This window comes from Candidatus Marivariicella sp. (assembly GCF_983056325.1).
Genome location: NZ_CEZOWA010000014.1, coordinates 20,736 through 33,181 on the forward strand (window position 1 = coordinate 20,736; position 12,446 = coordinate 33,181).

At 27.2% G+C, this 12,446-nt stretch carries 11 protein-coding genes and 1 pseudogene; 3 read left to right on the forward strand and 9 right to left on the reverse strand.

The annotated features are described in order from the left end of the window. Nucleotides 1-1,260, forward strand: a complete 1,260-nt coding sequence (capB, locus tag AC3ATN_RS05870; RefSeq protein WP_487532315.1) for a cysteate-C-fatty acyltransferase — start codon at nt 1-3, stop codon at nt 1,258-1,260. On the opposite strand, the gene dnaN is transcribed toward capB, so the two are convergent. From dnaN to AC3ATN_RS05890, 4 genes and pseudogenes are all read right to left on the reverse strand, one after another. Continuing rightward, nucleotides 1,250-2,368, reverse strand: a complete 1,119-nt coding sequence (gene dnaN / locus AC3ATN_RS05875; RefSeq protein WP_487532317.1) for a DNA polymerase III subunit beta — start codon at nt 2,366-2,368, stop codon at nt 1,250-1,252. The genes capB and dnaN overlap by 11 nt on opposite strands. Nucleotides 2,369-2,439: 71 nt before the next feature. Next, nucleotides 2,440-4,092 (reverse strand): gliding motility-associated ABC transporter substrate-binding protein GldG, encoded by a 1,653-nt coding sequence (gene gldG / locus AC3ATN_RS05880; protein ID WP_487532318.1) that lies wholly within the window; start codon nt 4,090-4,092, stop codon nt 2,440-2,442. Next, nucleotides 4,092-4,826: an ABC-2 transporter permease gene (locus tag AC3ATN_RS05885; protein WP_487532319.1), complete on the reverse strand. Its 735-nt coding sequence runs from the start codon at nt 4,824-4,826 to the stop codon at nt 4,092-4,094. The genes gldG and AC3ATN_RS05885 overlap by 1 nt, the downstream gene beginning before the upstream one ends. A 2-nt stretch (nt 4,827-4,828) precedes the next feature. Next, nucleotides 4,829-5,659: pseudogene (locus AC3ATN_RS05890) on the reverse strand (SAM hydrolase/SAM-dependent halogenase family protein). A gap of 95 nt (nt 5,660-5,754) precedes the next feature. Between AC3ATN_RS05890 and AC3ATN_RS05895 the strand changes: the two are divergent. Beyond that, the gene (locus tag AC3ATN_RS05895) at nt 5,755-6,699 is read left to right on the forward strand and encodes a PhoH family protein (RefSeq protein ID WP_487532321.1); all 945 of its coding nucleotides are present in this window, start codon (nt 5,755-5,757) and stop codon (nt 6,697-6,699) included. A 9-nt stretch (nt 6,700-6,708) separates the two neighbouring features. Continuing rightward, nucleotides 6,709-7,650 carry a phosphoribosylaminoimidazolesuccinocarboxamide synthase gene (locus AC3ATN_RS05900; protein ID WP_487532322.1) on the forward strand — a complete coding sequence of 314 codons (942 nt, stop codon included), beginning with the start codon at nt 6,709-6,711 and terminating at the stop codon, nt 7,648-7,650. Here AC3ATN_RS05900 and miaA read toward each other — a convergent pair. The 5 genes from miaA to AC3ATN_RS05925 are packed head-to-tail and all read right to left on the reverse strand — an operon-like array spanning nt 7,641 to nt 12,446. Next, entirely contained in the window at nt 7,641-8,537 is an 897-nt protein-coding gene (gene miaA, locus AC3ATN_RS05905) for a tRNA (adenosine(37)-N6)-dimethylallyltransferase MiaA (RefSeq protein WP_487532323.1), read from the reverse strand. The two genes, AC3ATN_RS05900 and miaA, sit on opposite strands and share 10 nt — an antisense overlap. Then, nucleotides 8,530-9,354 (reverse strand): ion transporter, encoded by an 825-nt coding sequence (locus AC3ATN_RS05910; RefSeq protein WP_487532324.1) that lies wholly within the window; start codon nt 9,352-9,354, stop codon nt 8,530-8,532. The genes miaA and AC3ATN_RS05910 overlap by 8 nt, the downstream gene beginning before the upstream one ends. A 39-nt stretch (nt 9,355-9,393) precedes the next feature. Beyond that, complete coding sequence (locus AC3ATN_RS05915; RefSeq protein WP_487532325.1) at nt 9,394-10,752, reverse strand: exonuclease domain-containing protein; 1,359 nt, start codon at nt 10,750-10,752, stop codon at nt 9,394-9,396. Between the two features lie 3 nt (nt 10,753-10,755). Next, nucleotides 10,756-11,403, reverse strand: a complete 648-nt coding sequence (locus AC3ATN_RS05920) for a YggS family pyridoxal phosphate-dependent enzyme (RefSeq protein WP_487532327.1) — start codon at nt 11,401-11,403, stop codon at nt 10,756-10,758. An 11-nt stretch (nt 11,404-11,414) separates the two neighbouring features. After that, complete coding sequence (locus AC3ATN_RS05925; protein ID WP_487532328.1) at nt 11,415-12,446, reverse strand: DUF1015 family protein; 1,032 nt, start codon at nt 12,444-12,446, stop codon at nt 11,415-11,417.

The window sequence follows — 12,446 nt, forward strand, 5'->3', positions numbered from 1 at the left end:
ATGAAAGATTTATTTGCTAGAATTAAACAAAATAAGGGTCCGTTGGGTAAGTGGGCTAAACATGCAGAAGGGTATTTTGTTTTTCCTAAACTTGATGGTCCAATAAGTAACAGAATGTTTTTCAATGGAAAAGAAGTAATTACATGGAGTATTAATGATTATTTGGGCCTTGCAAATCATCCAGAGATAAGAAAGGTTGACGCCGATGCTGCAATGAAATACGGATCTGCTTATCCAATGGGTGCAAGGATGATGTCGGGACATACTGACTTACACGAAAAACTTGAAGAGGAACTTGCAGATTTTGTTCAAAAAGAATCTGCCTATCTCTTGAATTTTGGGTATCAAGGTATTTTATCAACTATCGATAGTTTAGTTAGTAAAGACGATGTGATCGTCTATGATGTTGACGCCCATGCGTGTATTATTGACGGAGTTAGACTCCATCCAGGTAAAAGGTATACATATAAACACAACGATATAGAAAGTCTTGAAACAAACTTACTTAGAGCTAATAAAATAGCTGATCAAACCGGTGGAGGTATCCTAGTTATCTCTGAAGGTGTTTTTGGTATGAGAGGAGAACAGGGTAAGTTAAAAGAAATAGTAGGTTTAAAAAATAAATACAATTTTAGATTTTTGGTTGATGATGCCCATGGTTTTGGAACTTTGGGTAAAAACGGCGCTGGTGCTGGAATTGAACAAGGAGTTCAAAATGAGATAGATGTTTATTTTGCAACTTTCGCTAAATCAATGGCCTCAACTGGAGCCTTTGTTGCTGCAGACAAGGAGATAATTGATTATTTAAAGTATAATATGCGTTCTCAGATGTTTGCAAAGTCATTACAAATGGTTCTTGTTAAAGGAGCTTTAAAAAGACTTGATATGCTCAGAACAAGACCAGAACTCAAAGATAAATTATGGGAGAACGTTAATGCATTACAAAATGGATTAAAGGAACGGGGATTTGATATAGGTTTAACACAAAGTTGTGTGACACCAGTTTATTTAAAAGGGAGTATACCTGAAGCAATGGTTTTAGTTAAGGATTTAAGAGAAAATTATTCAATTTTTTGTTCAATAGTGGTTTATCCAGTCATACCAAAAGGCTTAATTTTACTTAGACTAATTCCTACTGCATCTCATAACTTAGAAGATGTATCAAAAACTCTTAGTGCATTTAAAAATATTCGAGAGAAATTAGAAAAAGGAATATATAAAAGATTGTCTGAATCTATTGCCTCATCTGTTAGTCATTAAGCATTACTGGCATTACCAGCATTGTGATTTCTTCACCACCGTCTTTCGTTTCGACTGGCGTTATTAAACCGGCTCTATTTGGAAGTGACATTGACAATTTAATTGTTGATGAATTTAAATTATTTAACATCTCGATGACAAATCTAGAATTAAATCCTATTTGGATATCTTCTCCTGTATATTCACAATCTAACCTTTCATCAGCTTTATTACTATAATCAAAATCCTCTGCAGATATATTTAGTGATGAACCTATAATTTTTAGCCTAATTTGATGAGTAGTTTTATTTGAGAAAATACTTACTCTTCTCACGGTATTTAAAAACAAAGCACGATCAATTGTGAGAACATTAGGATTTTCCTTTGGAATTACAGCTTCATAATTTGGATATTTACCATCAATCAAGCGACATGTCAGGGTAGATGATCCAAAAATAAATTGAGCATTAGTGTCATTGTATTCTATCTTGACATTTTCATCATTACCAAGCATAATAGTTTTTATAATCTGTAAAGGCTTTTTCGGCATTATAAACTCTGCACTTTTTTCGGTTGTGTAGTCTTTTCTAGAATATTTGACCATTTTGTGGGCATCAGTAGCAACAAAATTTAAACCATCAGAACTAAACTGAAAGAACACTCCACTCATTACTGGACGTAAATCGTCGTTTCCAGAAGCAAATAAGGTAGAATTTATTGATGTTGCAAGCACGTTACCTTTAATCATTGTAGAACTTGGGTCATTTATATATAGTGCCTTTGGAAAATCATCACCCGAAACGTATGCAACAGCGTATTTACCGTTGTTTGCAATAATTTCGATTGTATTTGAATCGGTTTTAATAAAAGTTAAAGGTTGTTCAGCAAATGTTTTTAATGTATCTATTAATAATCTTGCAGGTATTGCAATAGAGTAAGAATCAGTTGATTCAATTCTTATACTTGTGGACATTGTAGTTTCAAGATCTGATGCTGTTAATGTTAAAGTTTCATTATTTATCTCAAATAAAAAATTATCAAGTATGGGAAGAGTATTGGTGGAATTTACAACACCACCAATAATTTGTAATTCTTTCAATAAAGCAGCACTAGATACAATAAATTTCATTTTAATACAGTTTATCCCAAAGATATTTTAAATGAACTTGAATCAAAAAAGAACTTATACACATTTATTAACTAATGAACATTTCGATTTTTATTCACAAAATAATTTAATACCAATAATAATAATATTGGAATAATTAAAAACAGAAAAGAACTATAGTGCGATCGTGAACTTATTTTAACTTGATCAAATAAACTTATTTTAATTTTTCTTAACTCAATATCCATCAAAAAACTTGGTTCTACTATATAATGAACAGTGTTCATTAAAAATTTTTTGTTTGAATAAAAATTATTTGTCCATTTATCATATCCAAGCTCAAGAGGATTATTACTATTATCTAATTGATTTTCACCAAACTGTCCATCACTAACTAATATTAACTTACCAATACCACTTTCCTTTTTAATTATGCTAGACAAAGGTGATACACGATTTTTAAAGAGTGAAGTTCTGTTTCCTTCAGAAAGTACAGCAAATAGTGATTCCTTTAAAATAAACTCTTCAGGGTTTAATTTTTCCCCAGCAATACTTAAATCAATTTCAGAAGGAATTTCTTGTATCTGAGTATAATTTGATGATGTAGCTAAATAAGTATTTTTGAGAGAATTTTTCAGAGTATCAATTGGACTTACAAATCTAAACCAAATACCTCCAGTATCAGATCTATTGATTACAGATTTTTTTGCATTATTTACAGGGTAATATATCCATGGGAATGGAATAAATTGGGTTTGATTACCATTTCCACTAGCAATTACCAATGGAGCACAATATATGTCTTTAACTAATTCGGTATTAATCCTCAATCCATAATTAAAAAAATAATTATCTAGGCCAAGATCATTTTTTATTGCCAATGATTTTCCATTATTTTTAATTAATGAATTAATATCAATCTTTACACCATCGATTAACCATAAAATATTACCTCCGTATAACTTATATTGATCTAATATATATATCTCCTCTAAAGTAAATTTTTCTTTAGGATTTGAAATAATTAATAGTGGATACGTTACTAAATTATCAAACGTTTCCTTTGTGTTATTTTTATATTTATTAAGATCAAAAAATGAAACTTCATAATAGGTTTGAAGTTTTTTTATCCAATCAGTAATCTTAATCGTTGGACTAGTTCCGTGGGAGCTTAAAAAAGCAATTTTAGATTTTGAATTTTTTATTAATCTTTGAATTCCGTCGGAAAATTTATACTCTAGCTTTTGAATTCCTTTAATAATTTTTTGTTCGTTCGAATCTCCTAAATGAGGTTCAATTAATGATATTAAAACAGAATTATTACCGTCATTTATTATAGCCCATGGGTAAATAATTTTTTTTTCAATGGATTGATTATTTTCATCAATTACATATTGTGGTTTCATTCCATAAGAGTTCATTTCATTAACTAAATTTTCAATTGAAATATCATCCTCAAATGGATTGATGAAATTAATTTTGAGACTATTGTTTATTGATTTAAATGAATTTAACAATTGACTTGTTTCATTTGATAACTTTCTATATGACTTGGGTAGTTTACCAGATAAAAACACATCAATTGAAATTTTTTGATCAAACTCTTTAAGTATTGAAAGAGTATTTGGGTTTAATGTAAATCGATTATTCTTTGTAAAATCAATCTTATAATCTGAAAAAGAAAATAGAATTATAATTAGACTTCCTAGGAACAAAAATAAGTTGATATTGGTTTTATTATTCATTAATTATACCTGGATTTATTAAAAAAGTACAATGTAATTCCCATAAACAAAATATTTAATCCAAAAAAGTAACCTATATCATTAGTGGAAATAACTCCATTTACGAAGTTTAGATAATGTTCTTGACTTCCAGAATTTAAAATTAAATTATACAGAAAATCTGAATTAGAAAGATCTGATAATTGAGTAAATAAATAATATTGACAAAAACACAAGAAAGTACTAGCTATTAAAACGTTTATTTGATTTTTAAAAATAATTGAGATTGGTAAACTAATTCCTGTAAAATTTGATCCCAATGCCAATAAACCAAAATAACTTCCAATAATTAACTGAAAATCATTTTCGTCTTCTAAAATTGAGAATTGATAGGCGTATATTATATAAAAAAAAGTAGGTAAAATACATATTATTAATATAAATAGACATCCAAAAAACTTAGACCAGATAATAGTTAGGTCTGAAATTGGTTTTGAAACAATTATATCTATTGTCCCTAATTGAATTTCTTCACTAAAAGACCTCATTACAATTGTTGGTACTAAAAAAATTAACATCAATGGCATTAGAGTGAAAAATTCATTAAAATCTATAAATTTACTTTGAAAAAGATTTAAATCATTATCAATAGATATAAATAGAAGTGTATTAAATGTCCAAAATGTCCCTAAAACAAAATATCCAACTGGTGTAAGGAAAAAGTACTTTATTTCTTTCGATATTAATATCAACATATTTAATCAAACATTATAGTTACTACATCTCTATAGCTTAAACCAAACAAACTACTCGCACTTCCTACTGTTGAGGGGTTACTCTTATATATAGCTAATTCTAAGTGACCAGCAGTATTAAATAAAGCAATTTTTTTTCCATCTTCTTCTCTTTTATCTTTATCTATGTTAAACTCTATTGCTTCCCTTTAGTTTTTATATATTTTTTTGAACTCTATAGTTCTTGCATTAATTATAAAATTTCTAGAATTACTAACATCACTAAATATATCCTCAGTTATATTTGTTATTACATTCCCATAATTATCTATATAAATAACACTACCCAAAATCTTATTTTTTAAATTATTTATTACTGGGTTTACATCTGTTAATTCCAAAATTAAATTGATTTGTTTCCCAATGACATCTAAATCTCCGTTTCTTGAAATATGACCTGCAACTTTGACAAAAATATCTAAAATAGGAAAACTTGAAATAATATTATTATGAATATTAATAGATACAATTTTATCTACCTTTTTGTTATTTTTTATTAGTGAAAAAATACCATTATCTGCTCCAATAAAGTAATGACCGTCAAATAACATTACCAAATGCTTATTTTCTGGAGTCAATTCTGAATCTACTCCAATAAGATGAATTGTTCCTTTTGGAAATGATTTATATACATTTTTTAAGATATATGAAGCTTCAGTTATATTATAAGGACTTATCTCATGTGAAATATCAAAAATTTTCACATTGCTTATTTCAGAAAATAAAGCAGCTTTAGTCGCTGAAACAAAATAATCTTTTGTTCCAAAATCTGTTGTTAAAGTAACGATTCTCATAATACTTATTAATATAAATTTTCAATCAAAATATGTACATTTGAAAAGAATTAACAATGTAACACAAAAATAATTTTTTTTAACTCTTCTTTGTATTGAATGAACTTGAAATTACATTAACGGACATAAATCCACAAGAATTTTTTGGAAATGAAAATAAGAACTTAGAATTATTAAAGTTTTATTTTCCAAAACTAAAAATAATAGGTAGAGGTAATAAAATTATTGCTTTTGGTGAAACAAACCTTCTGAATAAATTTAAGAATAAAGTTGAAATACTCTCTGATAAATTATTAAATGAAAATTTTTTGGACGCTGAAGATATTGAAAGACATTTAATATTAAGTGATGAAGAAAGTGTAAGGATTAACAATGTAGATTCTATTATAATTCATGGAGTTGGTGGTAAAGAAATTAAAGCTAAAACTGAGAATCAATTAAACTTGGTTAAGCTTTTAACTCAAAATGATATGGTTTTTGCAGTTGGTCCTGCAGGAACAGGAAAGACATACACGGGTGTTGCAATGGCAGTTAAAGCTTTGAAAGAAAAGAAAGTTAAAAGAATTATTTTAACAAGACCTGCAGTAGAGGCTGGAGAAAATCTTGGTTTTTTACCAGGAGATCTTAAAGAAAAGTTAGATCCGTACATGCAACCTTTATACGATGCATTGAAAGATATGATACCTATTGAGAAACTTAAATCTTATATTGAAAAGGAAATAATTCAAATCGCACCTTTGGCATTTATGAGAGGTCGAACATTAGACAATGCCTTTGTTATTTTAGACGAAGCCCAAAATACTTCACATTCTCAAATGAAAATGTTTTTAACTAGAATGGGGAAAAATGCAAAATTCATGATAACCGGGGATCCAGGTCAAGTTGATTTACCAAGAAAAATTCAGTCAGGTTTAATTGGAGCACTCAGAATTTTAAAAACAACATCAGAAATTGGTATAGTTTATTTGGATGAAAGTGACGTAATGCGTCATAAAATTGTAAAAAAAATAATTGATGCTTACAAGAAAAATGATGAGTAAATTCTAATTATGAAAAATACTATTACAAGTACAAATTTTAATTTTAAAAATCAAAAATCAAAATACATAGGAAAAGTAAGAGAAGTCTATGCTATTGATAATAAAAAATTAATTATGATAGCAACTGATCGTATTTCTGCATTTGATGTAGTTCTTCCAAAAGGGATACCATATAAGGGGCAAATCCTAAATCAAATTGCAACAAGAATGATGGATGAAACAAATGATATTGTTCCTAACTGGATAACTGAAAGTCCTGATCCAAATGTTTCTATTGGTTTAAATTGTAAACCTTTTAAATTAGAAATGGTTATTAGGGGTTATTTGGCTGGGCATTCAGCCAGAGTGTATAATAATGGTAAAAGGTTACTTTGTGGTGTTAAACTACCAGAAGGGTTAAAGGAAAATGATAAATTTCCCAACCCTATTATAACCCCTGCTACAAAAGCTGATCATGGTCATGATGAAGATATTTCAAGGGAAGAAATAATTAACACTAATTTAGTTTCTTTAGAGGATTATCTTCTACTTGAAAAGTATACTTATAAATTATTTGAAAGAGGTACTGAGTTAGCATCCAATCAAAATTTAATACTAGTTGATACCAAATATGAATTTGGAAAAACAAACGAAGGGGAAATTGTATTAATTGATGAAATTCATACTCCTGATTCATCAAGATATTTTTATAAAGAAGGTTATGAAAAAAGACAATTAAAATCTGAACCGCAAAAACAACTATCAAAAGAATTTGTTAGACAATGGTTAATTTCAAAAAATTTTCAAGGATTAGAGGGGCAAGTTTTACCTGAAATGAGTGATCATTATGTAAATGAAGTCTCAGAGAGATATATTGAGTTGTATGAGAACATAATGGGTGAAAAATTTAAAAAGGCTGATGTACAAAACATCAACGAACGTATCAAAAAAAATGTTTCTAATTATTTATGATAATTTATAATACAATCTATAGAATCTTCAGGATTCATCCATTTCGCAGATTCATATTTTTTAAACCAAGTTAATTGTCTTTTCGCATATCTTCTTGAATTTATTTTGATCATATTAATAACATCAATTTTATCACACTCTCCATTCCAATATGGTATCCACTCTTTATATCCTACTGTTTGAAGAGATTTTAATTGCATCATATTTATAAGAGATTTAGCTTCTTTTTCAAGCCCATTTTTAATCATTTGGTTAACTCTCATGTTTATTTTATCATAAAGTTTTTCTCTATTCTCGTTTATAATGTAAATATGTGTTTTAAAATTTCTAGTTTGTTTTTTTCTTCCTAAGAATTTAGAATATGGAGTTTTAGTTTCATAATAGATGGTTAAAGCTCTGATTATTCTTCTGTGGTTATTTAAATCAACTTTATTGTAATATTCAAAATCTACCTGTTTTAATAAATTTTGAATATTCAATAAACCTTTATTTTTATAGAGATCAATAATCATATTATAAGTACTATCAGATATTTTGGGAAATATATCGAGTCCATAAAGAATTGAATCTGCATAAAGTCCAGAACCACCAACCATAATTAAAATTTTATTTTTTTTAAATTGATTGGTTATAATTTCAATTGCTTCTTTTTCAAATTCTCCAACTGATAAATGGTTATAAGTACTTCTATCATGAATAAAATGATGTTTGATCTTAGATAATTCAATTTTTGAAGGAACAGCAGTACCGATATTCATTTCTTTATAAAATTGACGAGAATCACATGAAATAATTTCAGTTGAAAAATATTCTGCAACTTTTGATGCTATAAATGATTTACCTACTGCAGTTGGACCTCCGATATAAATAAGATTTCTATCAGACATTATTTAATTTTTCACCACATTGATAGCAAAAAATTGAATTATCAATATGATCACTGGTCATACAATGAAGACATGCTTGAGTATTAATGTCAATTTTTTTATTTTGATCAGTTAATTCTGCGGTAACTATTCCAGTTGGAACTGCTATTATTCCATACCCCATGATCATTATTACTGAAGCAATAAATTGTCCAAGAGATGAAGCAGGAGCTATATCTCCATAACCAACAGTTGTAAGAGTTACAATACACCAATAAATACTTTTGGGGATACTTGTAAAACCACTTTCATCGCTTTCAACCATATACATTATTGTTCCAAAAATTATACAAATAACCAAAACACTAAAAATAAAAATACCAATTTTAGCTCTACTTGATATTAATGCTTTCAATAAAGTATTAGATTCACCTATATATCTAGTCATTTTTAAGATTCTAAAGATTCTTAAAAGTCTCAATGCGCGAAGTGCAACTAAAGATTGAGTTCCAACTAGAAAGAGTGATAAATATTTAGGTACAGTGGATAACAAATCTATTATGCCATAAAAACTAAAAATATACTTTATTGGTTTATGAACTGCTATTATTCTAATTATATACTCAAGTGTAAAAAAAAATGTAATTACCCACTCAAAAAAATTTAGATAATAACTGTATTGATTATAAAAACTATCAATACTTTCTAGACCAACCAGTATAACACTTAAAACAATTAGAATTAGTAAAGTTATATCAAAAAGCTTGCCCTCATTGGTGTCTGCTTCGTATATAATTTCATGAAGTCTGTGTCTCCAATTATGTGTTTTTTTTATCATCTTTATAAAAATACAAAATTAATTTTCAAAGAATTAAAGTCATAACTGAATAAGCTCTTTATATTTTTTTAGCTTTATATGGTTATATAAAATAAAAAAGGCATCCTGATTGTGATCAATTTTGACTAATCTATTTTTTATTTTTTCTAATGATTTAATTTGATGATTTAGTTCATAATATCCGTATCCCATGATTAAATGATTCTTTACAAGAACAAAACTTTTTTCATTAATATTTCTTCCTTTATCAATCATCAAAAATGTAGGAAAAGAAAATATTACATCCCGTGAAAGATCTTTAACTCTCTTATTGTAATTTTTAGAATCCTCATTAAGAAAACAAGCTCCATTACAAACTTTAAAATCGTATTGAACACATGTATTCCTTTTATTTGATAATGAAGTTAAATTTTCACATAGATTATACTTTTTAATCCATTGACTCAATTTTTTATTCGCATTTTCTTTATTTTTAAAAACAAAGAGATATTTTTCGTCATTAACAATTTGTTCAATTTTTATGTTATGATACCCATTATCATCTTTTACTAACTTAATACCAATAGAAAATAACCTAGACTTATATTTGATGTTTAATTTAGGTTGATTTTCTTTTATTTCTTGTTGTTCTTTTAATAGAGCTAGCAATTCATTACCGGTTTTATCATAACTAATTTTACGTATCTGATTTTGAATTTTTATAGCTTTTGATCCTGAAGAAGTTAAATGTGTGGTTATTCTTTTCTTTAAATTTTTACTTTTTCCTATGTAAATTATAGATTCCTTATCATGAATATAATAAACACCTGTTTCACTTGGAGTTTGATCTATTAAATCTAAATACTTAGTCTTATTATTTGATTGCTGTATTTCTTTAATAAAACTATTTAAAATAACTTTCTTTTTATCTTTTTGAACCAATAACTCGAATAGCTTTACTGTTGCTAATGCATCTCCTTGAGCTCTATGTCGATTGCTAATTGGTATACCAAGGGTTCTTACTAATTTACCAAGCTTATAGGATTCTAAATCAGGCATAAGTTTTTTTGATAACTGGACGGTACACAAAGTTTTTCTTTTAAAATCATAACCCAACCTTTTGAATTCCGTTCTTAAAATTCGATAATCAAAATCTGCATTATGAGCAACTACTATACAGTCACTAGTTATCTCAATTATTCGTTTTGCAATTTCAAAAAATCTAGGAGAAGTTTTTAACATTTTATCTGTTATACCGGTCAATCTTACAACAAATGGCTGAATTGCTCTGTCAGGCTTTACAAGTGAAATAAATTGATCAATAACTTTATCTTGATCAAATCTGTATATTGCTATTTCAGTAATTGCCTCCTCATTAAATTTTCCTCCGGTAGTTTCTATATCAACAATTGCGTACATTATTTAATCTCTAGATCCAAAAACTTTACTTCCAACTCTAATCATAGTTGATCCACAATCAATTGCGATATCATAATCACCACTCATACCCATTGAAAGAATTTTAAAATTTAGATCATTTAAATTATAAAAATCAAATTTTGATTTCAACAATCTAAACTCTTTTTCAATAATATGATTATCATTACAAAATGAAGCCATGCCCATTAATCCTTTAACTGACACATTATCCAATGAATTAACTTCATTAAATACTGCTTTAAGTTCAGAATAACTAAAACCGTATTTGGTATCTTCTCTGGCAATATGAACTTGAAGTAGACAATCAATTATTCTATTATTTTTTTTAGCTTGTTTATTTATTTCAAGAAGTAACTTAAGACTATCTACCCCATGAATGAGTGAAACAAATGGAGCCATATATTTGACTTTATTTCTTTGCACGTTACCTATCATATGCCATTGAATATCCTTTGGTAATGACTCCCATTTTGCAACCATTTCTTGAACTTTGTTTTCTCCAAAAATTCTTTGTCCATTATCATATGCATCCATAATAAGTTGAATTGATTTTGTTTTGGATACTGCAACAAGAACAACATCATTAGGGATATTTGAATTTATACGATTTAAATTTTTTTTAATATTCATTATAGAAGATATTATAATTCAGATACAAATAAACCAGTAAGCATCTTTGGTTCTAAATACGTTGTTTTTTTTGGAAAAGTTTTATTATTATTAATGGTTTTCAGTATTTGATCGAAAGTAAATGTTGGGAAGTTGTAAGTTACATTATTTGGAGAGTTGGGTGTATCATTATTTTTAAAATGGTAACGATTAATTTTATCACCAAATTGTATTATCCATTTTTCAAAATTATTTATTGTCATTTTTCCGATATCAAATTCATCTATAAGATAATATTCTTGTTTATAATTTATCCAAAATTTTTGAGGATCTGGCTTGTGAAAACTTTTACTCAATTTATTGATTGAATTAATTAAATTTTTTGAGGGATTTGTGGTTTTCCATGAAAATTTATCAGATTCAATATCATTAATATCAGTTAAAAACGTTAGCAATTGGAACTCTTCGTTAAAACTATTTGAAAATAATTTCAATGATGAAGTTCTATGATGTCCATCTACAATATAAAATCTATTAAAATGATTTATTGAATCTTTAATATCCATTTCTCGTATAGAATATGAAATATTATTATATGTAAAATCTTTAATAGGTTTTTTAGCAACTGTTTCCTCAATATTAGCATTAATTTCTTTAGAAAAATTAGTTGCAAAAACGACAGGTTCAGCTTGAATTTTGACATTAGCAAGATATGTTTTAAGTTTCTCAACTCTTTTTTCAAAAACCTCTTCATGAGGAGAAACTATCTGTTTATCTAACATATTGGAGCTGACTCCACATAGTATACCTCTAAAAAAAGACTTATCAGATTTTATATCTAACAAAAATGTTTTATTTGGATATTTTTTATATTCATTATTATCACAAGCAGATTTCCAATTTAAAATAATTTTAAATAAATTTTTATTATGTATTATATTAAAAAAATTGTCTGATTTTAATTTATTTTGATTCGATTTATGATAAGCTATATCCCTAGAATCAAAAACTTGATTTTGAGGATAAGTTGGCAGAAAAATATTTAACCTGTTAATTTTTAACAT

Excerpts from the sequence above, each read along its gene's own strand:
- capB (WP_487532315.1), top strand. The coding sequence starts at position 1 with ATGAAAGATTTATTTGCTAGAATTAAACAAAATAAGGGTCCGTTGGGT.
- dnaN (WP_487532317.1), bottom strand. The coding sequence starts at position 2,368 with ATGAAATTTATTGTATCTAGTGCTGCTTTATTGAAAGAATTACAAATT.
- gldG (WP_487532318.1), bottom strand. The coding sequence starts at position 4,092 with ATGAATAATAAAACCAATATCAACTTATTTTTGTTCCTAGGAAGTCTA.
- AC3ATN_RS05885 (WP_487532319.1), bottom strand. The coding sequence starts at position 4,826 with ATGTTGATATTAATATCGAAAGAAATAAAGTACTTTTTCCTTACACCA.
- AC3ATN_RS05900 (WP_487532322.1), top strand. The coding sequence starts at position 6,709 with ATGAAAAATACTATTACAAGTACAAATTTTAATTTTAAAAATCAAAAA.
- miaA (WP_487532323.1), bottom strand. The coding sequence starts at position 8,537 with ATGTCTGATAGAAATCTTATTTATATCGGAGGTCCAACTGCAGTAGGT.
- AC3ATN_RS05910 (WP_487532324.1), bottom strand. The coding sequence starts at position 9,354 with ATGATAAAAAAAACACATAATTGGAGACACAGACTTCATGAAATTATA.
- AC3ATN_RS05915 (WP_487532325.1), bottom strand. The coding sequence starts at position 10,752 with ATGTACGCAATTGTTGATATAGAAACTACCGGAGGAAAATTTAATGAG.
- AC3ATN_RS05920 (WP_487532327.1), bottom strand. The coding sequence starts at position 11,403 with ATGAATATTAAAAAAAATTTAAATCGTATAAATTCAAATATCCCTAAT.
- AC3ATN_RS05925 (WP_487532328.1), bottom strand. The coding sequence starts at position 12,446 with ATGTTAAAAATTAACAGGTTAAATATTTTTCTGCCAACTTATCCTCAA.